Below are 25,724 nucleotides of genomic sequence, written 5' to 3' on the forward strand. Positions count from 1 at the left end.
GGGAGCGCACCGCAGGAGGAACCGATGGCCAAGTCGCCGATCAGCAGCCCACTCAAGGACAGCGACAAGAAGATCACCGCGAACGTGCTGCAGAGCACGCTGGTCGACCTCATCGATCTGTCACTGATCGCGAAGCAGGCCCACTGGAACGTGGTCGGCACGAACTTCCGCAGCGTCCACCTGCAGCTCGACGAGCTGGTGTCGACGGCGCGCACCTACACCGACTCGGTGGCCGAGCGTGCCAACGCCATCGGTGTCTCGCCGAACGGCAAGGCATCGACGGTCACCGAGAGTTCCGGCCTGTCCGACTACCCCGACAACTGGCAGGACACGCAGGCCACCGTCGACGCGATCGTCGAGGTCCTCTCCGAGCTGATCGAACGCCTGCGCAAGAGCATCGACGAGACCGACAAGGCCGACCTCGTCACTCAGGACCTGCTCATCGAGATCGCGGCCGAGCTCGAGAAGCATCACTGGATGTGGCAGGCCCAGCAGCAGTAATCGCACCGGCGTGTGAAGCCCCAGGGGGCGGTTCTCCCACGGGACGGACACGGATGGTGAGATCACGGGGAGACGCAAGATCAAGGGCGGTGAACGCCCCAAGGTGCCGTTGGGGGCGTTCACCGCCGGCCCGGCCACCGCCCGTCGACGACATGCCGACGCGTGGCCGGGTTGAACGCGCGGGTCAGGCGAGGCCGACGGCCTGCATCGCGAAGTGCACCTCGGTGGCCGTCTGGGTGATCGTCTCGGAGATCACCAGCGAGCCGTGCCCTGCGTCGTAGCGGTAGAACGCGTGCGGCACGCCGCGCTCGGCGAGCCCGTCGAGGTAGTTCTCGATCTGCCGGATCGGGCACCGCGGGTCGTTGTCACCCGCGAGGACGAGCACCGGGACGTCGACGTCGTCGAGATACGTCAGCGGCGAGCACTCGCGGTAGACGTCGGGGACGTCCTCGGGCGCACCGCCGAACAGGGCACGGTCGAACGAGCGCAGCTGTTCCATCTCGTCCTCGTAGGCGGCCACGTAGTCGGCGACGGGAACGCCGGCGACACCTGCCGTCCACCGGCCCGGCTGGGTGCCGAGCGCCAGCAGCGTCAGGTACCCGCCCCACGAAGCGCCGCTGACGACGCACCGCTGCGGATCGGTCAGCCCGCTGCTGACGGCCCAGTCGTGCACCGCTGCAACGTCCTCGAGCTCGGTCAGTCCGGGCCTTCCCTCGATGGCGTCGCGCCACGCCGAGCCGTACCCCGTCGACCCGCGGTAGTTCACCTCGACGACCGCGAACCCGGCATCCAGCCACACGGCGCGGTAGGCCGAGAAGCGGTCCTCGTCGGCCGCGTGCGGACCGCCGTGCAGCAGGAAGACGGTCGGCTGCGGACCGGCGGCGCCTGCCGGCTTCGCGACGAGCGCGTGGATGCGCCCACCGGGGCCGTCGACGAACGCGTCCTCGACGGGCTGCGACCCCGGCGCCGGATCGCCGGGCGGGGTCATCAGCACCTCGTCGGTGCCGTCGGCGCGGCGCACCCGCACCACGGGCGGCCGGGCGGCGTTCGACCACGAGTACTCGACGTTGCCGTCAGGGCGCACGCCGCCACCGCCGATCCGGCCCGGCGGCGTGTCCAGCGCGGCCAGTGCGCCGGTCTTCAGGTCGTAGTGGTGCAGCGAGCTGCGGCCCTCGTGGAAGTGGACGATCAGCAGCGCGTCGGCGTCCGGGTACCAGGTGCCCGCTACCTCGCCGGGCAGGTCGAGGCTGATCTCCTGTTCGGTGTCGGCCTCGACGTCCCAGATGAGCAGCTCTTCCCGGCCGCGGCGTTCGTGCAGGAGCAGCAGCCGTGGGTCGCCTTCGACGGGAGAGAACTCGAGCGCATCGAGGCCCTTGCCCTCGCCGTCCCACTTGTCGGCGACGGTCTCGAACCCGTCGGTGGCGAGCACGCGGACGGCAGGGTGGCGGGAGTCGCCGTGCTCGGAGTGGGCGATCGCCAGCAGCCGTTCGTCCCGGGACAGCGCGGCGATGCCCGCGTCCTCGGACCGGGAGTAGAAGCGCGTCGTCTCCCCGCCCGCGTGGGCGTACAGCGCACTGCCGTCGTCGGTGGACACGCCGACCGCGACGAGCCGGTGGCCGATCTCGAGGCCCGCCGGGTAGCCGTCGGGCACGTCGACGACGGCCTTGGCTGCGCCGGGCTGCTGGGATGTGTCGCCGCTCGCGTCGAAGGGCTGGCGGACCCACGAGCCGAACTCGTCGCCGTCGGTGTCGTCGAACCACCAGATCGATTCCCCGTCGGGCGACAGCGTCGCGTGGAGCGTCCCGTTAGGACGATCGGTCACCCGGCAGCGTTCGCCCGTGGCGCGGTTCCACGCGTAGACCTCCCACACGCCGCTGGCGTTGGACACGTAGATGCTGGCGTCGGGTGCGTCGAGCGCCCAGTCCGGCACCGATACGCGCGGCGCCAGGAACCGGGACCGCCAGCGCTGCTCGGCCGCCTCGTCGGAGAAGAGCCGTTCGGGGACGTGCGGGGCTGGGTACTGCGTTGTGCCTGGCTGCTGTGTCGTCACGGCTGTCGATACTGCCAGGTCCGGGTTGTGATGCCGCCGCGCGCCGTGCCCGGTGGCGGTCCCGAGGGCGGCTCCGCCGCGTGAGGTCCGTGTGAGGCCCGTCACCTGTGAGGTTGCGGGGTTGTGCGTATCCACCGAGGGGGTGGCCGTCATCATGGGCGCGATGTCTGCTGAACCCGTGCGCACCGACAACGGCGCCGACGACGAACCCGACGAGACACGGCTGCAGCGCTGGGAGCAGCGCACCGAGTGGCCGATGATCGCGCTGTCCGTACTGTTCTTCGCCGGGTACGCCTGGATCGTGCTGCAGCCCGGCATGGACCGCGGCACGCGCTCGACGTTGGACGTCGGCATGTGGCTGGTGTGGGCGGCGTTCGCCGCCGACTACCTCATCCGGCTCGCGCTGAGCCGTCGGCGCGGCAGATTCGTGCTGCGGAACCTGTTCGACCTCGTGACCATCGTGGTTCCGATACTGCGCCAGCTGCGCGTGCTGCGCCTGGTCATGGTGCTGGTGCTGATCAACCGGCGTCTCCAGGCCCGCGTGCGCGGTCAGGTCGTGGCCTACGTGTCGGGTGCGACGGTGCTGGTCGGCGTGTCCGCCGCGCTGGCCGTCCTCGAGGTCGAACGCGATCAGCCGGACGCCATGATCACGACCTTCGCCGACGCCCTGTGGTGGACGATGACCACCATCACGACCGTCGGTTACGGCGACTACTCGCCGGTGTCGAGCGAGGGCAAGCTCATCGCCACCGGGTTGATGCTCGCCGGCATCGCACTGCTCGGTGTGGTCACGGGTTCGATCGCGTCGTGGTTCGTCGAGAAGTTCGGCGGTATGGAGGAGTCGGAGAAGGAGTCCAGGCAGGCCGACGCCGTCCGCGCGGAGGAGCTGCGCGGCGAGGTCGCCGACCTCAAGGCGGAGATCACCGCCCTGCGCGAACAACTCGTGGGATCCCGCACCGACGATTCCCGGGTGTAGCGAGGACCCGCCGGGATAGTGGTCAGGGGTTAGGGGCTAAGGGCTCGGCGCTCGAGGGCTGTGGGACCTCGCGGGTCCTGTCGGGCCTTGCGGGCGGCGGCGGTCTTCGGTGCTTCGGTGGTTGCCGGATCCCGCCCGGGGCCGACCGGCGTGCGTCCCGCCTCTCGGTAGCTGGGCTGCCGGGCTTTGATGCCGTGCGTCGCCATCGCTGTGCTACTGCCACGCCGTCGCCGTCGCCGTCGCCGTCGCCGCGCTGCTGCCACGCCGCGCTACTGCCACGCCGTCGCAGCTGCCGCGCCGGCTCCTGTGCGGGGCTTGTTGCGGCCGTGCGCCCTGGCTGCGCCGTCTGCTCTCGTCCATCCGGATTGTCCGCTGTGTGGGCTTGCGGTTGTGGATCACCGCTCCTATGCTTCCGGGAAGCGCTTTCCGAAAGCGCTTACAAGACGAGCCGTACGGCGAGCCAACGGAGGTGATCGCTGAGTTCTTCGCGCATGGCGCCGGCTCGTCGACACGACCGCTCGTCGAGGTGGCGGTGCCGCATGAGTTGCCAAATCGCATCAGCGGCGGCCGTGGACGCGGCCGGCCGAGCGGGGAGGATCATGCACCGCACGTTTTCGCATGCCCGAACGACTTCCAGCTCACGCAGTATCGACTCACGCAGTATCGGCCCGACATCGCAGCCGAGGCCGCCGGGGCTGCGACGGGCGTTGGTCGTCGCAGCGGCCGCAGTCCTGCCGTTGACGGCGATCCCCGCGACGGCGATCCCGGCCGCGGCATCGGCGGAGGCGGCGAGCGCACCGGAGGCGGGCCCGACATCACCCGGTTCACCCGGACAGGAAGGCGGGCTGTCGGCGCAGTATCCGGCTGCCGGTCCGTTCGATGTGGGCGGATCTCCGGATCGGAGCGGCTTCACCGTCGTTCGTCCGGAGCCGACGCAGCGTGACTGGTCGCCGCTTCACCCGGACAAGTGGAGCTTCTCCGACCGGCAGGTGATCCAGGCCGAGCGGGGAGACCCGCCGGAGGGTCCGCGCAGGCCGTTCGAGTACGCGATCGTCGACGCGGGCCCCGAACTGGGATCGGTTCGCTACCGCGCCACGGTGCGCATCGACGAACCCGTGACCCGAAACGACCGCGACGTCGTCCTGATCTTCAACTACCGGTCGCCGACGAGCTTCTACTACGTCCACCTGTCGCAGGACAACACGATCTACCCGCACAACGGCATCTTCAAGGTCGACGACGCCGACCGGGAACGCATCGACGACCAGTGGAACGGCGAGTCCGGCGCAAGGCCCGCGATCGACGACCGCGAGTGGCACGACGTGCGTGTCGACCACCACGCGCCGTCCGGTCGTATCGCCGTTCACATCGACGGTTCTCCGAAGCCGTTGATGACGGCCAAGGACACGACGTTCTCGGGTGGCCGCATCGGGTTCGGATCGTTCGACAACTACGGGCGCATTCGCGACGTGACCGCCGTCGGTGTCCGCGACTGACGACTGGAGATCCACTGTAGACGTCCCGGTGTGGCGGGATCGCCGCCACATTTCGGGCGGGCCGGCGTGCACTCGCACTCGCGCCGGCCGCAAACCGATCCAAGCACGTGAAAACCATGAGCACGTGGGATGGAGTCCAATGATGGGCAACAGAAAATGGTGGGTGTCCGCCGTGACCGCGGCGGTGCTCACGATGACCCTGTCGGCGCCGCCGGCGGGCGGAGCGCCACCGGCGGAAAGCGGGCCGGCGACGGGTGACGAACCGATCACAGACCCGATCCCCGAGGATCCGAAGCCTGCGGAACTGGGATTGGTGCTGGAGGAGTACGCCCAGCTGCCGGAGACCGAACCGACGCCGCCGCCGACGGACGAGCGTCTGATGCGGCACAACCGAATCAACTACATCGGGGAGGTGCCGGACGGCTCGGGCCGGAAGTACGTGCCGGACCTCAACGGCCCGATGTATCTGCTCTCCGACGACGGTGAGCAGCACGAGTATCTCGACATGCGCTCCGAGGACGAGTACTTCTTCTCCGGTAGGGGTATGGGAACGGGATTCGGCTTCGTCACGTTCCATCCGGAGTTCGCCGAGAACGGCAAGTTCTACACGGTGCATTCGGTCGGCGAGGAGGGAATCGCCGAGAACGAGCCGACGTATCCCAACCAGCAGGACGCGACGGTGCAGAGCGTCGTGACCGAGTGGACGGCGGATGATCCGTCGGCGAACACGTTCTCGGGAACCCATCGCGAGATCTTCCGGTTCGGTTTCGCGACACAGATCCACGCGATCCAGCAGATCGACTTCAACCCGACGGCCGAGCCCGGTGACGAGGACTACGGCCTGCTGTACCTGGCGGTCGGCGACGGCGGAGACGGTGTCGGCACCGATATTCCGCAGGAGCTCGACAACCCGGCGGGCAAGATCCTCCGCATCGACCCGGAGGGCACGAACGGTCCCAACGGCGAGTACGGCATTCCGGAGTCGAACCCGTTCGTCGGCGAGGAAGGCGCGCTCGGCGAGATCTATGCGCTGGGCATGCGGGATCCGCACCGATTCACGTGGGACCCCGAGGGCAAGAACGACATGTACCTCGGCCACATCGGACAGCGAGCGCTCGAAGCGGTGTACAAGGTCGAGAAGGGCGACAACCTCGGGTGGAGCGAACGCGAGGGTCGCTTCCGGTTCGACCCGGAGAAGCAGTGCGTGCTGTATCCGTTGCCGCCCGACGACGCCAAGTACGGCTACACCTACCCGGTGGCGGCCTACGATCACGATGCACCCGACAACTGGCCGTGCAATTCGGACAGTGGCCACGCGATCTCCGGCGGTCAGGTGTACCGCGGCGACGTCCATCCGGAGCTGCAGGGCAAGTACATCTTCGGCGACCTGGTCGACGGTGAGGTCTTCAGCACCGAGGCCGCCGACATGAGCCGCGGCAAGAATCGTGAACCGATCACCGAGGTGCAGCTGTTCGACTCGGACGGCGACCGCAAGCGGATGAGCGACTTCGTCGACGACGGCCGGGTCGACCTGCGGTTCGGCACCGACGCGGCGGGCGAGCTGTACCTGCTGGCCAAGGCGAACGGCAAGATCTGGAAGGTCACCGACGTGAAGCCGGCGGAGCCGTCGGAGGTCACCGATGACGTGTCGGACAACCTGGTCGCGCACTACGACTTCGAGCATCCGTTCGCTGTGGACGGTGCGAAGGAGGCCGGTCAGGGCAGCGCCAACACGCTGCTGGACCTGGTCAACGGCGGCGAGGACATGCGCGTCGACGGCGGGGCGTTCCCCGGCAGCAACAACTCGTTGCAGCTGAAGCAGGTGAATCCGGGCCAGGTCGGAAACGACGACTGGAAGGCCGGCCTGTGGGACGGCGACGCCGACGGTGTCGAGGCGTTGGACGCGTTCAACGCCGCCGACGGGATCACGGTGATGGGCTGGGTGAAGATGACGGGTGAGAACCCGAGCCCCGAACCGTCGTCGGACGACCCGGACGCGCGGTACAACTCCGTCGGCCTGGCTGGCGTGCTGAGCGGCGATTCGGACGGCCACGACGTGCGTGCGCTGCTCGAGCTGATCGAGGTCGACGGCGAGATGCAGCTGGTGGCTCTGGGCAGGCGCCTGGACGGTGGCGAGTCGCAGATGTTCGCGGCCGACCGGGACTGGCGTGAGCTCCTGCCGCAGGACGAGTGGGTGCACCTGGCGGCCACGTTCGACTACACGACCGGCGAGATGGCGTTGTATCGCAACGGCGAGCCGCTCGAGGGGTCGTACGTCAAGGACGGTGACCCGTGGCAGGTGGACGGTTCGCCGACGAGTGCGACGAATCCGCGCGGCATCAAGATCGGCGGTAGCTTCCCGCAGAACACGGCGGAGAAGAATCCGTGCAACTGCAGCATGGATTCGCTGATGTTCCTGGACGAGGCTGCCGACGGTTCGACGATCGCCGAGCAGTACGCCCGCTTCCGGGGCGAGTAAGCGATCACGCAGCGGTGGGCCGTACCGGTTCGGTGCGGCCCACCGCTGCTGTTCGACCCTTGTCCCGGAGCCCGGAGCCCGGAGCCCGGAGCCCGGAGCCCGGAGCCCGGAGCCCGGAGCCCGGAGCCCGGAGACCGCTGCGGCGAGGGCCACCACGGCAGCTGCGGCGACGATCAGCGTGCCGCCGACGGCCGCGCTCCCCGTCCGCCGCGCCCGCCCCCTGGAATCCGCAACACACCTCCCGGAGGGCGCAACACGGGTCCTGGAATCCGAAACACGGCGCCCGGAGGGCGCAACACGGCCGAACTCAGTTCTCGCGGTGCGGCGCCGCTGCCCCTCCGACGTCCCGGGAGGAGCCGAGCGAGCCCCCGGCGAGCAACGGCGGCTCACCCACGCAACGCAACACACGTCCCCGGCTGCCGCGCCCTACGAGTCCCCGCACCCGCATGGCACCCGAGCAGCCGAGCGAGCGCCGGCGAGCAACGGCGGACGCCCCACGCGACGCAACGCACGACCCCCGACGCCCGCACCTCACGAGAGCTCGCACCCGCACGTATTCGGCAGTAGGCCGGCGAGCGCAGCGAGCACGGCCGGACCCACCCCGCCACCGCAACTCACGTCCTGCATCGCCACCACAGGCAGGGGGTCCGGGGGCGGAGCCCGCCGGGCCGGGGTGTGGGGGCTGCGCCCCCACAAGACATAAAGAAAGAGACCCTTGTCCACGCTTTCCGCGGACAAGGGTCTCCCTCTTTCGTCGGGGTGGCGGGATTTGAACCCACGACCTCCTCGACCCGAACGAGGCACGCTACCAAGCTGCGCCACACCCCGATGATGTGTTCACCGGTCTCCCGGTGAGCGGGTCGGGAAACAGTCTAGCGGACTTCGCTGCGGGCTTTGCGGCGGGTGGTCCTTCTGGCGGTGGTGTCCCTGCGGGTGGTCGGTGAACTGCGGGGAACGAGGGTGAGCAGGCTTGCTTCGGGCGGGCAGGCGAACCGGGCCGGGGCGTACGGCGAGGTGCCGAGTCCTGCGGAGACACCGAGCCACATGTCGGCGCCCCACCGGGAGACGCCTCGGGCGCGGGAGCGGTCGAGTTCACAGTTGGTGACGAGGGCGCCGATGCCGGGGATGCGGAGCTGTCCGCCGTGGGTGTGGCCTGCGAGGACGAGGTCGTAGCCCTCGGAGGCGAACGGGTCGAGCACGCGCGGTTCGGGCGAGTGGGTGATGCCGAGCTTCATCACGATCTCGGCGTCGACGGGGCCTGCGATCTCGTTGAAGCGGTCGCGGCGCAGGTGGGGGTCGTCGACGCCGGCGGCGAAGATGCGCTGGCCTGCGACGTCGAAGGTGGTGCGGCGGTGGGTGAGGTCCTGCCAGCCGCGTTCGATCATCGCTGCGCGCAGGTCCTGCCAGGGCAGGTGCCTGCCGTGGATCCGCTTCTTGCGGCCCTTGGGCATGAGGTAACGAGCGGGGTTCTTCGGTTTGGGCGCGTAGTAGTCGTTGCTGCCGAAGATGAACACGCCGGGCCGATCGAGCAGCGGTCCCAGCGCGCGGAGCACGTGCGGCACCGCGCGTCGGTGGGCGAGGTTGTCGCCGGTGTTGACGACGAGGTCGGGTTCGAGTTCGTCGAGGGCGGCGACCCAGCGTTGTTTGGACTTCTGGCCGGGCAGCATGTGCAGATCGGAGATGTGGAGGATGCGAATGGGGTAGGCGTCGTCGTCGAGGACGGGCAGCACGGCGGTGCGCAGCGTCCAGTTCCTGCGTTCGACGCCGACGGCATAGCCGAGCGTCGCGGCGCCGACGGCCGCCGTCGTGGTGACGAGGCGCTTCATGAAGTCTCCTTGCCCAGCAGATGCACGCGCCCAGCGTACGCGCGTGTGGCGAAGTGTCAGGGGCGCGTCGAGCCGGTGCCGTGACGCAGTCGTCGCCGCGTTTCCGGGACGGCGAACACCAGCGCGATCGCCGTCCCGATCCGGTCGGCCACCACAACGGCCGGAGAGCGGCGAACCCGATGACGTACAGGGCGGCGACCCGGGCCCACAGCAGGGTCAGCCGAAGCGACAGCGGCAGCGGTGCGGCGGCGGCATGGTGCGGCGGAGGCAGTGGCGCGGCGGCATGGTGGTGACCACGACGGCGGTCACCACCATGCCGAACCCCAGGAGCACGACGTGCACGGCTACGCACCAGCCGGAACTGCCGGCCTCCGGTCGGCAGCCGCGAACGGTCGGCCGACCGGACACCGAGGGCTGTCGCGGTGTCTCGCCGCCGCTGTCAACGGCTGCCAGGCCTCATTCGTAGCGGGGGCTGGGCTTCGGGAGCTGGCGGACCGGTTCCCCTTCCATGATCTTCTTCATGGCGTTGAACCAGGTGCGGGCCGGGGCCTTGCCGCCGAAGATGTTGCCCTCGCCGTCGACCGAGTAGACGTTCCCCGGACCGCTGTCCACGATGCCGCCCGTCGGGCGCTCCGGTTTGAAGATCATCGACGCGCCGGCCAGCTGGGGCGTGCCGCCGATGAACGCACCGGAGGCGTTGTTCTGCGTCGTGCCCGTCTTGCCGATCATCGGGCGTGACCAGTCGACCGCCTCGGCCGCGGCGGCCGACGTGCCACCCGGGAGGTCGTCTTTGCTCATGCCGACGGCCAGCGAGTTCGCCAGGTCCTCGTTGACGACCTGCTGGCAAGGGTTCTCGTCGATCTTCACCGGGTCGCCGTTGCGGTCGGTGACCTCGGCGACCGGGGTCGGCGGGCACCAGGTGCCGCCGCTGAGGATCGTCGCGGCGACGTTGGACATCTCCAGCGGGTTCGTCGGGCTGACGCCGAGGGTGAACGACGGTATGCCGCGGGTGTTCGCTCGCGGGCCGTAGAACTTCCGCTGGGGCAGGGAGTACATGGAGCTGTCGGCATCGGGGTCGACCGGACCGCCGTTGGCGGCGTTCGACTGCATCGTCCGGCGCATGCCGAGCTTGTAGGCCATGTCGAGGACCGGCTTCATGCCGACGCGGTCGACGAGGTGCACGAACGTCGTGTTCGGCGACTTGGCGAGCGCGTCCTGCAGGGTCATGCTGGCGGGGTACTCACCCGCGTTGCCCACCGTGTAGGGGTTCGTGCCGTCACTGAAGTTCCTCGCCGTGTACGACCCGGGTGACGGCAGCGAGTCGAAGATGCCGACCCCGGCGTGTTCCATCGCCGCGGCGGCCGTGAAGATCTTGTAGCTCGACCCAGCGCCGGTGACGTTCCACGTGTCGGACGGCAGCGCGTAGGTGGTTTGGCCCGCTTCCTTGTCCAGTCCGTAGTCGCGGTTGGCGGCCAACGCCACCACCTCGTGCCGCTTCTTGCCCGGCCGGACCATGGCCAACGTGTTGGCGATGTTCTCCTGCATCTTGGGCACCTGCTCCTCGGCGGAGCGCTTGGCGATGCGGTTGATCCGCCGGTCGAGCGTGGTGCGGATCGTGTACCCGCCGTCGTAGAGGTCTTCCTTCGAGATGCCCGAGCGGATCAGGTAGTCCTCGACGTACTGGCAGAAGAACCCGTGCTCGGGGCCCGCACCGACACAGTTCGCCGCGGGCTTGTTCGGGCCGCCCTTCGCCACGCCCAGCGGCTCCTTCTTGATCCGCTCCGCGTCCTCGGCCGACAGCTTGCGGTTGTCGACCATCGAGTCGAGCACCATGTTGCGGCGGTTCTTGGCACCCTCGGGGTTGTTCCACGGGTCGAGCACCGCCGGGTTGTTCACCATGCCGGCGAGCATCGCCGACTGGCCGACGTCCAGTTTGTCGGGCGTGGTGTTGAAGTAAGCCCGCGCGGCCCCGCCGACACCGTAGATCTGCCGCGAGAACTCGACGACGTTCAGATACCCGGCGAGGATCTCGTCCTTCGACATCCGCGTCTCGAGCTGGATCGCGATGCGCGCTTCCTTGAGCTTGCGCGCGATGGTCTGTTCCTGTGCGCGCTGCTGGCCGATCTCGTCGTCGCGGTAGGTGACGTTGATCAGATAGTTCTTCACGTACTGCTGCGTCAACGTCGAGGCGCCCTGCGTGTCGCCGCCCGAGGAGTTGCTGATCGCGGCGCGCAGCGTGCCCTTCCAGTCGACGCCCGTGTGCTCGTAGAAGCGGCGGTCCTCGATCGAGATCAGCGCCCACTTCATGGCGTCGGAGATCTGATCGGGTTTGGTCGGTACGCGGTACTGGTTGTACAGCGTCGCGATCGGCTTGCCGCTCTTGTCCGTGACCGTCGTCAGCTGTGGCGGCGGCTCGTCGGCCAGCTCGGCCGACATCGACTCCACGGTCTCGCTCGCCTGGTTCGACACGACACCGGCGGCTCCGACCACAGGAAAGAGGATCCCCGCCACCAGCACACCGGCCAGCAGGCAGAGACCAACCAGCTTCAGCAGACCGCTTCTCTTACGCACGCAGCCAGGGTACGCATAGCAGCCGTCACGTGCGGGTTGGCTACACGGCGCGGTGCCGGGGCGCCGATACCCACTTCAGTGGAGAAAGCTCCAAGCCCCGATCCGAAACATTGTAGCCACCTGCACTTGACCGTGTGGTCATTCGCGAAAACAAATCCGAACTTCGTCGGTTGGATATGGGAACCGACCGTGTCTACAGTCCGTCAACATCTCACGAGGCAACGCTCACAAGGGGAGGCGTTGCGGAGGGACCGTGAGAACACAGGGAGAGAGAGCGACCAGTCGCAGCGGCGAGGCTGAGGCGCCACGACCAGGCGGCCCGAGGCATGGCAACTGCGCAGGTCACAACAGGTAGGAGCTGGGGGTCGTGATGAACACCAACCAGTCGAGCTGGCGTATCCAGGCGTACTGCCGGGACACGGACCCGGACGGACTGTTCGTCCGCGGCGCAGAGCAGAATCGCGCGAAGGTCATCTGCATGGGCTGCCCCGTGCGGACCGAATGTCTCGCCGAGGCGCTCGACAACCGGATCGATTTCGGTGTCTGGGGAGGAATGACCGAACGGGAACGGCGTGCGCTGCTGCGCAAGCGCCCCGAGGTGCACAGCTGGTGGGACCTTCTCGAGTCGGCCAAACGTGAATACGAGCCCGCCGGCGCGGGTTCGAGCTGACACGCCGGACGGGTGGACGCCGGCCCGGCCGGTGTCCACCCCTCACGACCTTCGGACCCCGGTGCGTCAGTTGCCGGCCAGGCGGTCGCCGATGTCGCGCAGCCCGCACACGTCGTGCACGTCGCCGGCCAACGCGGGCACCCGCCGCACGGGCACGCTCGGGTGCGCCCTGGTGAAACGCTCCAACAGCCGTGACTCGCGTTCGGCCAGCTGTACCCGGTCGGCGTGCAACCGCAGCACCGCCTCCGCGAGCGGTGCGCTGGTCTCCCCGCGTTCCAGTGACTCGGCCGCCGCGAGTGCGTCGACCGCGGACAGGTCGGCCAGCACGGGATGTGTCCGGTTCGCCACCAAACCGGCCAGTGGCATCGTCTCCTCCGAGAGCCGCTCCACGAAGTAACTCGCCTCGCGCAGCGCGTCCGGTTCCGGCGCTGCCACGACCAGGAACGAGGTGCCCTCGGACCGCAGCAGTTCCTGCGTCTTCGCCGCCCGTTCGCGGAACCCGCCGAACGTCGAGTCGAACGCCTGCATGAACGCCGAGGCGTCCGCCAGCAACTGGCCGCCCAGGATGGTCGAGACGGCCTTGGCGAACATCGAGAAGCCCGCGCTCATGACCTTGCGGATCCCCCAGCCGCCCGCGCGCGCCGGGCTGGTGAGCAGGCGGATCATCCGCCCGTCCAGTGCCGCCGACAGTCGGCTCGGGGCGTCGAGGAAGTCCAGCGCCGATCGGCTCGGCGGCGTGTCGACGACGATCAGATCCCAGTCGCCCGTCGCCGCGAGCTGCCCCAGCTTCTCCATCGCCATGTACTCCTGCGTGCCGGAGAAGGACGTGGAAATGGTCTGGTAGAAGGGGTTGCTCAGCAGCTGTTCGGCCCGTTCGGGGCCGGCGTGGCGCCGCACCATGTCGTCGAACGTGCGGCGCATGTCCAGCATCATCGCCCACAGCTGGCCGTCCGGTTCGAACCCGTCGACCGTCACCTGTCGGGGATGATTGCCCAGCTCACGAAGGCCCAGCGCCTGGGCGAGCCGCCGCGCCGGGTCGATGGTCAGCACCACCGTCTGCCTGCCGCGTTCCGCGGCCCGCAGCGCGAGCGAGGCGGCCGTCGTCGTCTTGCCGACCCCGCCCGAACCGCAGCACACGACCACGCGCGTGCCCGGGTCGTCGATGAGCGTGTCGACGTCGAGACCGTCCAGGTCGACGTGGTCCCGGGTGTCCCGTGTGTCCGACATCGTCACCGCACCCCCTGGCCGCGGAGCGATTCCGCCAATTCGTACAGCGCGGCGACGTCGACCCCGCCGGAGAGGTCGGCCAGTTCGAGCGTCGGCAGGTCGCTCTCGGACAGCTGCTGCCGCGCGGTCGTCTCCGCCTCGACCCGGCCGGCGTGTTCGACGGTCTCGGTCACGAGTGCGTCGAGTGTCGCGTCCGGCAGGTCGAGGCCGGCCGCAGCCAACCCGGCGCGCACCCGGTCGGCGTCGACCCGGCCGTCAGCGGCGGGCGAGATCGATCGGGCGGGCAACCGCGGCGGGCGCACCCGGTTGATCAGCACGGCCCCCGGCCGCAGGTCCGCACCATCCAGCTCGGCGACCGCGTCCAGCGTCTCGCGTACGGGCATCTCCTCGAGCAGCGTCACCAGGTGCACGGCCGTCTGACCCGAATGCAGCAGGCTCACGACGCCGTCGGCCTGCGATCGGATCGGACCCGTCTTGGCCAGGTCCGTCAGCGCGCGGGTGACGTCGAGGAACTTCACCACCCGGCCCGTGGGTGGCGCGTCCACCACGACGGCGTCGTAGAAGTGGCGCCCGTCGGAGTCGGTGCGGCCGACACACTCCTTGATCTTGCCCGTGAGCAGCACGTCCCGCAGCCCCGGTGCCAGCGTGGTCGCGAACTCGATCGCACCCATCCTGCGCAGCGTGCGGCCCGCGAAGCCGAGGTTGTAGAACATCTCGAAGTACTCGAGCAGCGCCGCCTCGACGTCGATGTGCAGCGCTCGCACCTCGCCACCGTTCGGGGCGGAGGCGATGCGTTGCTCCGCGTACGGCAGTGGTTCGGTGTCGAAGAGCTGGGCGAAGCCCTGCCTGCCCTCGACCTCGACCAGCAGTACGCGCCTGCCGTGGCCCGCGAGCGCGAGCCCGAGCGACGCGGCGAGGGTCGTCTTGCCGGTGCCGCCCTTGCCGGTCACGAAATGCAGCCGGGTGCGGGTCAGCTCGTCGGTCCAGCCGGCCAGCGTGGTGGTCACCGGGGCAGCGTAAGACATCAACTGGCCATGGCCAGCACGGCGACGACCACGGCGATGCCGCCCGCCAGCCACCACGACACGGCCGGCGACAGCACGGTGAGCGTGAGAACGCAGGTCAGCGCCAGTGCGGTGACGCCGACGAGCCCCGTCACGGCGACCACCTGCCACCGGCCGGTCTTCTCCCTCGCGCGCGCCATGATCATCAACACAGCCAGGCCGCCCGCCACAACCAGCAGCGAGGCCGCCAAGATCCGCCACGTTTCCACGGGAACTCACGCTACTGGCAGTGGTTGTCTAGGGTGACGGCCATGAGTGCCACGAAGTGGGAATACGCCACCGTTCCGCTGTTGATCCACGCCACCAAGCAGATCCTCGACCAGTGGGGCGAGGACGGCTGGGAGCTGGTGACCGTCCTGCCGAACCCGAGCGGCGAACAGCACGTCGCGTACCTCAAGCGCCCGAAGGACTGAGGCCGATGAGCGCCAGCACCGCGTCGGCGCGGCTCGCCGAGCTCGGTATCGAACTGCCCGGCGTCGCGGCTCCGGTCGCGTCGTACATCCCCGCGATCCGCACGGGATCGCACGTCTACACCTCCGGCCAGCTGCCGTTCGTCGAGGGTGCACTGCCCGCCACCGGCAAGGTGGGCGGCGACGTCGGCCCCGAGGAGGCCAAGCAGTACGCCAGGACGGCGACGTTGAACGCCCTGGCCGCGGTGCACGACCTCGTGGGCATCGACGCGATCACCCGCGTGGTCAAGGTGACGGGCTTCGTCGCCTCGGCCGACGGGTTCAACGCCCAGCCCGCGGTGATCAACGGTGCGTCCGAGCTGCTCGGTGAGGTCTTCGGGGACGCGGGTGCCCACGCCAGGTCCGCCGTGGGTGTCGCGGAGCTGCCCCTGGACGCGCCTGTCGAGGTCGAGCTGATCGTGGAGGTGTCGTGATGGACCCGGATGTCGAGCAGGCGTGCCACGAGTTGCTGCTGCGCCTCTCCGGCAGGCTGCCCGACAACCTGGTCTGGCGGTTTCGCGACTGGCTGGGCGAGGGTGCGATGAGCACCCTCGCCCGCGTGCTGCCGAAGACTTTGCTCAAGCACAGGGTGGACCTCGACCAGGAGGAGTACGGCCTGCTGGTGGCAGGTCTCGTCCCGCACGGCGCTGACCGGCATCAGGTCAGTTCCACCCTTGGGGTAGACGCACCGTTAGAGAGCGGGTACACATTCACCGCGAGTACGCCTAACTGGGTGAACTCTGTCGATTCGGTGGCCGCCGTGATCGACGCAACGTTGCGACGGCGACCCGATGTGGGTGAAGTTCGGGAAGCTTGGCGACAGGAACGTGGGGCCGGCCCGGAGGGGGCGAAGCGTGTCCTGCTCGTCACGGCTACCGCCGGACTTCCCCGGCTGACGGGCGAACTGCAGCGCCTGCTGCGCGTGCTGGGTGACGAGGCCCCGTGCGTGGAGGTGCTGCCCACACGGTTCGACCCGCCTGCCTACCACCGGGAGGCGCTCGCGAACTCACGGTTCGTGTGCGCCGGGGCGGCCGACGCCGGGCGGCAACTCGTATCCGCATAGCGTCCGCGGCCGGCGGGCGGGAGGGAGAGCGGCGACATGGTGGACCTGCGGTCCGGTGGTGACCAGGACGGCTTCGGCGTCCCGCTGCGCCTGTACAACGTGCTGCTCGCGCTCGCGGGCAGGCTCGACGACAGTGCTCTTTCCGAGGCGCGCGAACTCGTCGCCAGGTCGAATCTCGACGACGCCACCGAACTGACCGTCGGGTCACTCGTCGCAGGCCGCCTTCCCGTCCGCCCGGCCGAACAGCGGGAGCTGGCGTCGCTGCTGGAGCTCACCCGCTCCGACCCGACGCTCGCCGATCCGCTCACCGTCGTCGAGGACATCGCCGCGACCGAACACCGTTTCAGTCGTGAGGACGACCCGGACACAGGCGTCGGCGACGCGCTCGACCGGGTACTGCGCGTGCTGCCCGACCTGCGTTCGGTGCACGCCGTGTGGCGTAACACCGCCGCGGGTAGCGTCCCCGGACCGTTGCCGCAGCGAGTGGTGCTCGTCGACATCGGCCCCGACGCGCACCCGCCCGCCGTCGCCTTCCGCGTCGGTGATGCGCTGCGCAAGGCCGGCATCCGCGCGGTCGTCGAGGTCACCGGGCCCGGCTCGGAACGCACCGCCTACCACGAGGCGGCACTGTCCGCCGGCGTTCCGGTGTGGCTCGCAGGCCCGGATTCCGCCCGGCACGATTCCGCGAGGGCCGAGTCTGTAAGAGCGGAGCCGGCTCACGCTGAGCCGGCACCCGCACCCACGGGCCCGGCGAGTGTTCCACCGCCGCCGGAACCGCAGCACCAGGAACCGCAGCTCCAGGAACCGCAGCGGTCCGTGCCCGCGGCACCCGAGCATCCGCCCGCCGTGGCGGCGGTGCCGGAGGCGCCCACGTCCGACGGTGCGGTGCGGGACGACTCGCCGGTTCGGGAGCAGCCGGCTGCACCGGCACCCGAACCCGCTCCTTCCTCCCGCGGCTGGACCGCTGAACCGCCGCGGTCGGCGAGGTCGTCCGGCGAACCGGGCCGTGGCCGCCGTTCCCGCCATCCCGCGCGCACGCAGGCCGAACCGCCCGAAAACGCCGGCGGGGAACTGCCCCGCGGCGGTGAGGGCGGCCAGGTCGTCGAGTTCCCCCAGCCGCAGCACGACGTCGAACAGGAAAACCGGTCGGCGCAGACCACCGAGATGTCCCGCGAAGAGGTCGCCCAGCTGCGTGCCGCGATCGCCGAGGACAGGGACAAGGGGCAGGCGCTCGCCTCGGCCGACCTGGATTCCGACCAGCTCGCCCGGATCCCCGACCTCAATCTCGACGACCCGCAGCTGACCGACCGCGACCGTGAACTACTGCGGGAACTGCACGCCGAACTCGCCGAGCGGGAACGGGCCGAGGCGCAGCGCCAGCGGACGAACGGCACCTCTGCGGGCGGGGCCGACGCCCGCTGAGGTGCCGCGACGCCTCGTGGGCCCTGGGCACGGGCATTCGCACCGGGGCGTTCGTCAGGGGCGGCTGTTCGTAGCGGCGACGGTTCTCGCGGGCGTTCTCGTGCCTGCCGAGGCCCTCGTTCGAACCAGGGCGTTCGTACCGGGGCCGTTCGAGCCGAGGCGGTCGTTCGCGGGCCGTGCCGGTCCGCTTAGCGGTGCCGAGTGCACCGCACGTCACGTCGGAAACACGCATCGGACGGAACCGCCGGCGCCGCCGTGGCGGTATGTTGCGGACGTGTCTGCGAACTTCCACCTGCCGAGGAGCGCCGTGCCGGAAGCGATGTTCGGCGGCGCTGGATCGGCCGACGCCGCGCATTCGCAGGAACGGCCCGTACCCGCCCGCGAGGCGGCGACCGTGATGCTGCTGCGCGACACACCCTCCGGCGTCGAGGTGTTCCTGCAACGACGGGTCGCGGCGATGAAGTTCGCCGCGGGGATGACCGTGTTCCCCGGCGGCGGGGTCGACGAGCGTGACGCCGACGCGTCCATCGCGTGGGCCGGTCCCCCCGCCGCGCAGTGGGCGGAGTGGTTCGGCTGTGACGAACGCCTCGCCAGGGCGCTCGTGTGCGCCGCGGTGCGCGAGATGTTCGAGGAGTCCGGGGTGCTACTGGCCGGGCAAGGCCCCGGCACCATCGTCGGCGACACCTCCGGTTACGCCGATGCCCGCGCCGCGCTCGTCGCCAGGGAGCTGTCGCTGGCCGCGTTCCTCGCCGACGCCGGGCTGACCCTGCGTGGCGACCTGCTGCGGCCGTGGGCGAACTGGGTCACCCCGGAACGCGAGAAGCGCCGTTACGACACGAAGTTCTTCGTCGCAGCGTTGCCCGCGGGCCAGCGAGCCGACGGCGATACCACCGAGGCGGCCGAGTCGGGTTGGCGCACGCCCGCCGACGCGATGGCCGACGGCGAGGCCGGTCGAAGCATGCTGATGCCGCCCACGTGGGCGATGCTGGCGGACCTGGCGGCGTGCCGGGACGTGGCCGAGGTGCTGGCGACCGACCGCACCCCGGTGCCGAAGCTGATGCCCACGCTGCGGCTCGACGGCGAATCCGTGCTCGTCGAGCTGTGACCGGGACCAGGACCGTGACTGGAGGTGTGATGACCGGCGCGAACGCGCATCCGGCGTACGAGACGCCACGGGTGGTGACCTCGGCGGCGACCGTGGTGCTCGAGGAGAACCCGTCGAACATGACGCTCGAGGGCACCAACACGTGGATCCTGCGCGGGCCGGACGCGCCGGCGTCGGTCGTCGTCGATCCCGGGTACCTCGACACGGCGCACCTGGAGCGAGTCGTCGCCGCGGCGGGACCGGTCGAGTTGATCGTGCTCACCCACCACCATCCCGACCACGCCGACGGCGCGCCGTGGCTGGCCGAACGGACCGGTGCGCCGGTGCGGGCGTTCGACCCCGGACTGTGCCTGGAGGGGGATCCGCTGGGTGACGGTGACGTCGTCCGCACAGCGGGGCTGGAACTGACGGTGCTGCACACGCCGGGGCACTGCGCGGACTCCGTGTCGCTGCGGTTCGACCACGGCGGCGTGGTGCACGTGCTCACGGGCGACACCGTGCTCGGCCGCGGCACCACCGTCGTCGAGCACATCGGCGATTACCTGCGTTCACTGGACCGGCTGGCCGAGCTGCCCGCCGGTTCGATCGGTCTCACCGGACACGGCCCGGAGCGGGAGGACCTGCTCGCCACGGTCGACCAATACCGCAGGCATCGGCAGCAGCGCCTCGACGAGATCCGGGGTGCGCTCGACGTACTCGGCACCGATGCGACGCCGCTGCAGATCGTCGAACACGTCTACGCCGACGTCGACCGTGGCCTCTGGCCCGCCGCGGAAGCCTCCGTCACCGCCCAACTCGAGTACCTGCAGGGCTGACACCGACGCCCAAGTTGATGCCCAGGCCGTCACTACGCCGACAGCTCAGGTCGCGAGTGCGGGGGCCGGTTCGGCCGCGGTCGCGTGCGGGCGGATCGTCCTGCGCAGGAGTGCCACGACGGCGGCGATCGCCATCGCCACGGCGCCGGCGGTCAGGAACGCAGCCGACGGGCTCGCGTGCTCCACCACGTAGCCGCTGACGGACTGGCCACACGCGATACCGAGCGTGACGGACGTCAGGACCCACGAGAACGCCTCCGCGGCGGTGTCACGTGGTGCTGTCAGCTCGATCGTGGTCGAGTGCGTCGTGGACTGCGGGGTGATCATCGCGCCCGCCGCGAACATCGCCAGGCCGAGTCCCCACAACGTCGACGGCCACGCCATGACCGCGACCAGCGCGCCGAACAGTCCGAGCAGTATCGGAAGTCGTGTGGGCAGCGTCCGGGGCCACGGCCGGAGGCTGTAGGCCACGCCGAAGGCCACCGAGCTCACCGACCACAGCGACAACAGCACTCCGCCGATGGAGACGTTGCCCGCCGCCTCGGCTGCCGCGGGCACCGCGACCTCCACGAATCCGATCACGATGCCGAAGCCCAGCGCCGCGAGCGCGAGCGTGCGCATGCCCGGGCTCGCCAGTGCGCCCAGCAGTGACGTCCCTGCCTGCGGATTCGGGCCCCATTCGCGTACCGCGGGACTCAGCGCGAACAGGGTGGCGCCCGTGGCCATGCACGCCCCGCCGAGCACCAGGCCGGTGCCGGGCCAGGGCAGTGCGATCAGCACGCCCGCCAGCCCCGGCCCGAGGATGAAGAACACCTCCATGCTGATCGCCTCGTAGGAGAACGCGGCATCGCGGGTCGGACCTGCGGGGAGCAGTCGGCCCCACAGCGCACGGGACGCCGAGCCGGTGGCGGGTTCGGACAGTCCGATCGCGGCGGAACAGCCGACGAGTACCGGCACGGGCGCACCGGCTTCGATCACGACGATGAGTGACGTCAATGCGGTGACGAACAGTGCGGTGACCACCAGAAGTGGGCGTGTCGGCCCGAACCGGTCGATGATGCGGCCCTGGACGACCGACCCGCAGGCCACGCCGACGAGCGCCGCGGCGGACACCAGGCCTGCCGCGGCGAACGAGCCGGTCTCGTGCTGGACGTACAGCAGTGCCGAGATCCCGATCATCGCGATGGGCAGCCGGGCCAGCACCGACGCCACGAGTGGCCTGCGGGAACGCGGGGTGCGCAGCACCGCGCGGTAGTCGGCGAGCGAGGTGCGGCCGTGGGACGCAGGCGGATCGGACCGGTCGGGCTGGGACATGCGCACTATTATGGCACGTGCGTACCAGTCTATTTTTCTGGACTTCGTCTACCGGCGACGGTCAGTATTGAGGTGCATACCCACCCCTCTTTCGGGTATCCGTGTCTCAGTTGGATAACAGAACAGCGTTTTCGGGCATCTTCTGACCCGCTTGAGCGTCCTTGAGGGTGAAGACACTTGAAGAGCAGGGTGGGTGCCGTGCGATTCTGAAGAAGTCAGCGGGGCTCGCGTCATGAGGCTCGGCACTACGAGTCCCACCCGTGAACAAGCTGAAGACGGGTTCCGTGACCCGGAACTAGGCGCAGTGCTTGATCGAGGCTCACCTCGATCGGGACATTGCTCCGGTAGGGGCTCTGCTTCGACCGCGGATATGTCGATCAACTACATAGTCGGTTTCCTCGCTTCGCAGCGGGTACTCGGTAATCGAGAGGTTCGGTCGTCGCCGGCCTCGGTGACGAGACCTCGGTGGCACGAGCACCAACGCTGCTGGAGGCGAACACAATCTCCCTCCGGGATTCGGGTCGGGGCCTTTCAACCGGAGGGCGGGGAGCGTGGGCTGTCGGGGGATGGTCCACGCACAGGCAAAGGGCCGGTGCGCCACGTCGGGGGTGGCGCCCGGCCCTTTGTCATGTCTTGGTGCGGTCGCTTTTGGTGCAGTCGTTCTTGCTGCGGTTGGTGCAGTAGCGCCGTGGCGCGATGTGCCGAACTGCGTCCACGGGCTCGGAGCGCGCCGCACGCGGTCCGCGGATCCTGTGCCCGGCCGTTTCGATGTCCGCGTGCCGCGCCTTCCACGGTGCGGATGTCGAATCGCGGCCGCCCGGAATGCCGGGCTGCCTGCGACGTCGGGCCGTGCCGCGACGCCGGATCGCGCCGCGGCCTCGGATCGCGCCGCCGCTTCGCATCACGCCGCCTCGGGTTACGCCGTGACGCCGGATCCCGGATGTCGCCTGGCTCGGCATTTGCTGCCGGAGCCGCCGGCCGCCTCATAGGGGAATGATGGACCCTCGCCCGGTGGGAGGTGTCGAATCCCCTGGTCAGCGGGCGCGTCGCGCGAGCCGTTCCGGGTCGAGGATCAGCACGCTCTTGCCTTCGAGTCGAAGCCAGCCGCGGTGTGCGAAGTCGGCGAGTGCCTTGTTCACCGTCTCGCGCGAGGCGCCGACGAACTGGGCGATCTCTTCCTGGGTCAGGTCGTGCGTGACCCGCAGCAGGCCCGCTTCCTGGCTGCCGAACCGCTGCGCCAGCTGCAGCAGCGCGCGGGCGACACGGCCGGGAACGTCCGTGAAGATCAGTTCGGCGACCATGTTGTTCGTACGCCGCAGTCGGCGGGCGACCACGCGGAGCAGCTGCTCGGCGATCTCGGGACGCGTGGAGATCCACTGCCGCAGTGCGGCTCGGTCCATCGTCACGGTGCTGACCTCGGTCACGGTCGTCGCCGTGGAGGTACGCGGTCCCGGATCGAAGATCGACAGCTCGCCGAACATGTCCGACGGGCCCATGATCTGGAAGAGGTTCTCCCGGCCGTCGGCCGACTTGCGGCCGATCTTCACCTTGCCCGACTTGATGATGTAGAGCTTGTCGCCGGGCTCGCCCTCGTTGAAGATCACGTGGCCGCGCGGAAAGTCCACGGTCTCCAGGGTCTGCGCGAGCGCTTCGGCCGCAGCCGGCTCCACGCCCTGGAAAATGCCCGCCCTGGCCAGGGTCTCGTCCACCTCGTGCCTCCTTTGAGAAGCGACCATCGCACCCGGGGGACGGGAGCGTGGCGCCGGTCACTACGTGCAGTGTAGGGCGTGCCCTCGAGATCGCTTCCCGGCTCGCCGATCCGCCGTAGCGACACCCCGTCCTGGGTGACGTACACGGCAATCACCCGGCGCTGGGCGCTGCCTGACACAGCTCGTCGAGACCGTACGCGGACGATCTCCGACCCGAAAGTTTAACCCTGGCGTAACGGTGCCGGGCGACCGCCTCCGGTCGGGTGACGTGTGCTCACTCCGGGTGTCCCGGTGACTACCGGCAGGCCGTGGCACTCGCGCACCTCTGAGGCGTGTGGGTGATGGTTTCGCGTCAGACAGTCACCGGCTCTGTTGCGTCCGGCCGACGTGTCACCGACTTCGGTCGGGAGCGGTCTCAGTCAGTGCCGCGTTCGCTGCGCTCGCCCGGGGCCGGCGATTCCGCGGACCGGGCCGCGGACTGCGGAGCGGCCGTGGCCGACGCCGATGTCCGAGCCTGCGCAGGCTCCCGGTCGGGGTCGCCGCGGCGAGGCTTGCCGAACCGGCCGCCGGATCGGCCGCTGAACCGCCTGCGACGGAACAGTTCCAGGGCCCTGCCGATGCCGTGCCCGTACAGCGCCCTGACCTCTTCGGGCTTGGCCTGCTCGAGGAACTCCTCGACGTCCTCGCCGCGCACGGACACGTGCCGCAGTCGAGTCTCGACGCGTTCCATGCCGAGTGCGAACAGCATGACCGCCAGTGGCACCGCGATGACGAACCAGACGGTCATGTCTCTCCATATCCGGCGATCGGGGGCACCGCCGCGTCCAAGGGTAGTGAAGCGTGTGCCCGTCCTGTCGGAGGTCGCACGTAGGCTAACGATGTGTCGTCAGCGGTTCCTGAGCACCCCCGGGAGGGGAGTCCCCGAAAGAGTGTTGTCCGGTCGCGGCCGCTCACCGAGGAGAGTCGGCTCGCCCTGGTGCGGCGGGCGCGACGAATAAAGCGTTGCCTGGACGAGGCGTATCCAAACGCCGAGTGCGAGCTGGACTTCTCGACGCCGCTCGAGCTGCTCGTGGCCGTCATCCTGTCGGCGCAGTGCACCGACGTGCGCGTCAACCAGACCACGCCTGCCCTGTTCGCGCGCTACCGCACGGCCGCCGACTACGCAGGTGCCGACCGGGCCGAGCTCGAGGAGTACATCCGGCCCACCGGCTTCTACCGCAACAAGGCGAGCTCGCTGCTGAAGCTCGGCGCCACGCTCGTCGAACGCCACGACGGCGAGGTGCCGCGGACGCTCGACGAGCTGGTGAAGCTGCCCGGGGTCGGCCGGAAGACGGCCAACGTGATCCTGGGCGAGGCGTTCGGCCTGCCCGGCATCACCGTCGACACGCACTTCGGCAGGCTCGTCCGCCGCTGGGGCTGGACGGCCGAACAGGATCCGGTCAAGGTCGAGTTCGCCGTCGGCGACCTGTTCCCGCGGAAGGACTGGACGATGCTCTCGCAGCGGGTGATCTGGCACGGCAGGCGGATCTGCCACGCACGCAAACCCGCGTGCGGCGCGTGCCCGGTCGCGCGCGACTGCCCTGCGTTCGGCGAGGGCCCCACCGATTTCGACGAGGCCGCGGCGCTGGTCAAGGGGGACGAACGTGACCACCTGCTGGCCATGGTGTCGGAGCAGTGACCCCCGCGGCGCGCTGGGCGTTGGTGGCGGGTGTGCTGGTGATCGCCGCGCTGGTGGCGGTCGTGCCCATGGTGAACTCGCAGGACGGTGCGGACGGGGGCGAGGACCTCGGCTCCGCACGAGCCGCCGCGCAGCTCGAGGGGTGCGAGACCGGCTCCGGCACCCCCGCCGGTGAGCTGCGCGGTGTCGATGCGGTGTGCCTGGCCGACGGTTCGCAGGTCGACGTGGGCGAGGTCGTCGCAGCCGGAGACCGGCCGACGCTGATCAACGTCTGGGCCACGTGGTGCCAGCCGTGCCGGGAGGAGCTGCCGTTGCTCGACGCCTACGCCGCCGAACCCGGCGCCGCCCGGGTGGTCACCGTGCAGGTCGAGAGTGGCCAGCGCGAGGGGCTCGAACTGCTGGCCGAGCTCGACGTGGACCTGCCCGGCCTGCACGACGGCGACGGGCCGTCGGGGCCGGTCAGGGAGGCGCTGTCGGTGCCGCGCGCGCTGCCCGCGTCGTACCTGGTGACCCGCGACGGGGACGTCGAGCTCATTCGACAGCCGCGGCTGTTCACGTCCGCGGCGCAGATCCGTGAGGCCGTGCGAGCGGGAGGCGAACGGTGACGTGTGAGATGACCGGTCCGCTCGTCGACCCGGCCGACGTGCCGGACTGGCTGGCCGAACTGGTGCGGGCCAGTGCCGGAACGGACGCCGAGGCGTTCACGCGCCTGACCGTGCCCGACGGGCAGGACCCGCGTGCGGCCTCGGTGCTGGTGCTGTTCGGCGAACAGTCGGTGCACGGCCCGGACGTGCTGCTGCTGCGCCGCGCCGACACGCTCGATTCGCACGCCGGGCAGGTGGCATTTCCCGGAGGCGGAGCCGAGGACGGTGACGAAGGGCCGATCGGCACGGCACTGCGTGAGGCGGAGGAGGAGACGGGCGTCGAGGTGTCCGGAATCCGCCCGGTGGCGGTGCTGCCGCGGCTGTACATCCCGGTGTCTCGGTTCGCGGTGACGCCGGTCCTCGCGCACTGGGAGGAGCCGTCGCCGGTGCACGCGGTCGACCCCGGCGAGACGGCAGCCGTGGCCCGCGTGCCGCTGTCCGAACTGGCCGATCCGGCGAACCGTTTCATGGTCCGCAAACCCGGCGGCGGCTGGAAGGGCCCTGCCTTCACCATCGGCGAGTTGTTCGTTTGGGGCTTCACGGCGGGTGTGCTGACGGCGCTGCTGCGACTGGGTGGCTGGGAACGGCCATGGGATCACACGGATGTGCGAGACCTTGACGTAGCGTGGGCGCGGCACATGGAGCGTGAAACGGGCCGGGAGTGA

At 69.8% G+C, this 25,724-nt stretch carries 22 protein-coding genes, 1 tRNA gene and 1 pseudogene; 14 read left to right on the forward strand and 10 right to left on the reverse strand.

Translation table 11 applies throughout. From position 1 onward, the window contains the following. Positions 1 to 24 precede the first annotated feature (24 nt). Positions 25 to 501: a DNA starvation/stationary phase protection protein Dps gene (gene dps / locus LY40_RS13360; RefSeq protein WP_183782206.1), complete on the forward strand. Its 477-nt coding sequence runs from the start codon at positions 25 to 27 to the stop codon at positions 499 to 501. Positions 502 to 685: 184 nt separating this feature from the next. Here the strand turns inward: dps and LY40_RS13365 are convergent, their stop codons facing one another. After that, positions 686 to 2,551: a prolyl oligopeptidase family serine peptidase gene (locus tag LY40_RS13365; RefSeq protein WP_258937039.1), complete on the reverse strand. Its 1,866-nt coding sequence runs from the start codon at positions 2,549 to 2,551 to the stop codon at positions 686 to 688. Between the two features lie 163 nt (positions 2,552 to 2,714). Between LY40_RS13365 and LY40_RS13370 the strand changes: the two genes are divergently transcribed. From LY40_RS13370 to LY40_RS13380, 3 genes are all read left to right on the forward strand, one after another. Beyond that, positions 2,715 to 3,527 (forward strand): potassium channel family protein, encoded by an 813-nt coding sequence (locus LY40_RS13370; protein ID WP_183782208.1) that lies wholly within the window; start codon positions 2,715 to 2,717, stop codon positions 3,525 to 3,527. Positions 3,528 to 4,264: 737 nt separating this feature from the next. Further along, positions 4,265 to 5,023 carry a hypothetical protein gene (locus tag LY40_RS13375; RefSeq protein WP_258937040.1) on the forward strand — a complete coding sequence of 253 codons (759 nt, stop codon included), beginning with the start codon at positions 4,265 to 4,267 and terminating at the stop codon, positions 5,021 to 5,023. 139 nt (positions 5,024 to 5,162) lie between these two features. Further along, positions 5,163 to 7,502: a PQQ-dependent sugar dehydrogenase gene (locus tag LY40_RS13380; RefSeq protein WP_258937041.1), complete on the forward strand. Its 2,340-nt coding sequence runs from the start codon at positions 5,163 to 5,165 to the stop codon at positions 7,500 to 7,502. A gap of 754 nt (positions 7,503 to 8,256) precedes the next feature. On the opposite strand, the gene LY40_RS13385 is transcribed toward LY40_RS13380, so the two are convergent. The 3 genes from LY40_RS13385 to LY40_RS13395 form a co-directional block, all read right to left on the reverse strand. Further along, positions 8,257 to 8,330: transfer RNA gene (locus tag LY40_RS13385), tRNA-Pro, on the reverse strand. Positions 8,331 to 8,374: 44 nt separating this feature from the next. Beyond that, on the reverse strand, positions 8,375 to 9,328 hold the full coding sequence (locus LY40_RS13390; protein WP_183782210.1) for a metallophosphoesterase: 954 nt from the start codon (positions 9,326 to 9,328) through the stop codon (positions 8,375 to 8,377). Positions 9,329 to 9,784: 456 nt separating this feature from the next. Continuing rightward, complete coding sequence (locus LY40_RS13395; protein ID WP_183782212.1) at positions 9,785 to 11,899, reverse strand: transglycosylase domain-containing protein; 2,115 nt, start codon at positions 11,897 to 11,899, stop codon at positions 9,785 to 9,787. 370 nt (positions 11,900 to 12,269) lie between these two features. On the opposite strand from LY40_RS13395, the gene LY40_RS13400 reads away from it, so the two are divergent. After that, positions 12,270 to 12,569 (forward strand): WhiB family transcriptional regulator, encoded by a 300-nt coding sequence (locus LY40_RS13400; protein WP_183782214.1) that lies wholly within the window; start codon positions 12,270 to 12,272, stop codon positions 12,567 to 12,569. A gap of 66 nt (positions 12,570 to 12,635) precedes the next feature. On the opposite strand, the gene bagB is transcribed toward LY40_RS13400, so the two are convergent. From bagB to LY40_RS13415, 3 genes are read right to left on the reverse strand one after another with little or no spacing between them, the layout of a single operon-like run. After that, entirely contained in the window at positions 12,636 to 13,796 is a 1,161-nt protein-coding gene (gene bagB / locus LY40_RS13405; protein ID WP_258937042.1) for an ATPase BagB, read from the reverse strand. Positions 13,797 to 13,798: 2 nt separating this feature from the next. Beyond that, positions 13,799 to 14,803 carry an ATPase BagA gene (bagA, locus tag LY40_RS13410; RefSeq protein WP_183782219.1) on the reverse strand — a complete coding sequence of 335 codons (1,005 nt, stop codon included), beginning with the start codon at positions 14,801 to 14,803 and terminating at the stop codon, positions 13,799 to 13,801. A gap of 17 nt (positions 14,804 to 14,820) precedes the next feature. Next, entirely contained in the window at positions 14,821 to 15,069 is a 249-nt protein-coding gene (locus LY40_RS13415) for a hypothetical protein (RefSeq protein WP_183782222.1), read from the reverse strand. A 42-nt stretch (positions 15,070 to 15,111) separates the two neighbouring features. Here LY40_RS13415 and sp36 point away from each other — a divergent pair, with 42 nt between their 5' ends. From sp36 to LY40_RS13445, 6 genes are all read left to right on the forward strand, one after another. Next, on the forward strand, positions 15,112 to 15,273 hold the full coding sequence (sp36, locus tag LY40_RS13420) for a Sp36 family protein (protein ID WP_005466698.1): 162 nt from the start codon (positions 15,112 to 15,114) through the stop codon (positions 15,271 to 15,273). 5 nt (positions 15,274 to 15,278) lie between these two features. Continuing rightward, the gene (locus LY40_RS13425; RefSeq protein WP_183782225.1) at positions 15,279 to 15,743 is read left to right on the forward strand and encodes a RidA family protein; all 465 of its coding nucleotides are present in this window, start codon (positions 15,279 to 15,281) and stop codon (positions 15,741 to 15,743) included. After that, complete coding sequence (locus LY40_RS13430; protein WP_183782228.1) at positions 15,743 to 16,372, forward strand: hypothetical protein; 630 nt, start codon at positions 15,743 to 15,745, stop codon at positions 16,370 to 16,372. Before LY40_RS13425 ends, LY40_RS13430 begins: the two co-directional genes overlap by 1 nt. 36 nt (positions 16,373 to 16,408) lie before the next feature. Further along, complete coding sequence (locus tag LY40_RS13435) at positions 16,409 to 17,794, forward strand: hypothetical protein (RefSeq protein WP_258937043.1); 1,386 nt, start codon at positions 16,409 to 16,411, stop codon at positions 17,792 to 17,794. A 319-nt stretch (positions 17,795 to 18,113) separates the two neighbouring features. Further along, entirely contained in the window at positions 18,114 to 18,899 is a 786-nt protein-coding gene (locus tag LY40_RS13440; RefSeq protein ID WP_183785311.1) for an NUDIX hydrolase, read from the forward strand. Positions 18,900 to 18,928: 29 nt separating this feature from the next. Beyond that, positions 18,929 to 19,714, forward strand: a complete 786-nt coding sequence (locus tag LY40_RS13445) for an MBL fold metallo-hydrolase (RefSeq protein WP_258937044.1) — start codon at positions 18,929 to 18,931, stop codon at positions 19,712 to 19,714. 45 nt (positions 19,715 to 19,759) lie between these two features. On the opposite strand, the gene LY40_RS13450 is transcribed toward LY40_RS13445, so the two are convergent. From LY40_RS13450 to LY40_RS13460, 3 genes and pseudogenes are all read right to left on the reverse strand, one after another. Further along, the gene (locus tag LY40_RS13450) at positions 19,760 to 21,028 is read right to left on the reverse strand and encodes an MFS transporter (protein ID WP_258937045.1); all 1,269 of its coding nucleotides are present in this window, start codon (positions 21,026 to 21,028) and stop codon (positions 19,760 to 19,762) included. Positions 21,029 to 22,062: 1,034 nt separating this feature from the next. Beyond that, a complete protein-coding gene (locus tag LY40_RS13455; protein ID WP_183648802.1) occupies positions 22,063 to 22,737 on the reverse strand; it encodes a Crp/Fnr family transcriptional regulator in 675 nt (224 codons plus the stop codon). A gap of 568 nt (positions 22,738 to 23,305) precedes the next feature. Continuing rightward, positions 23,306 to 23,524, reverse strand: a pseudogene (locus LY40_RS13460) (hypothetical protein); the annotation flags it as partial. A 186-nt stretch (positions 23,525 to 23,710) separates the two neighbouring features. Here LY40_RS13460 and nth point away from each other — a divergent pair. From nth to LY40_RS13475, 3 genes are read left to right on the forward strand one after another with little or no spacing between them, the layout of a single operon-like run. After that, on the forward strand, positions 23,711 to 24,415 hold the full coding sequence (gene nth, locus LY40_RS13465) for an endonuclease III (RefSeq protein ID WP_221213182.1): 705 nt from the start codon (positions 23,711 to 23,713) through the stop codon (positions 24,413 to 24,415). Further along, positions 24,412 to 25,020 carry a TlpA family protein disulfide reductase gene (locus tag LY40_RS13470; RefSeq protein ID WP_183782243.1) on the forward strand — a complete coding sequence of 203 codons (609 nt, stop codon included), beginning with the start codon at positions 24,412 to 24,414 and terminating at the stop codon, positions 25,018 to 25,020. The genes nth and LY40_RS13470 overlap by 4 nt, the downstream gene beginning before the upstream one ends. An 8-nt stretch (positions 25,021 to 25,028) precedes the next feature. Continuing rightward, entirely contained in the window at positions 25,029 to 25,724 is a 696-nt protein-coding gene (locus LY40_RS13475; protein WP_258937047.1) for an NUDIX hydrolase, read from the forward strand.

The sequence above is a fragment of the Prauserella salsuginis genome (genome assembly GCF_024648885.1).
GTDB classification, from domain to species: domain Bacteria; phylum Actinomycetota; class Actinomycetes; order Mycobacteriales; family Pseudonocardiaceae; genus Prauserella; species Prauserella salsuginis.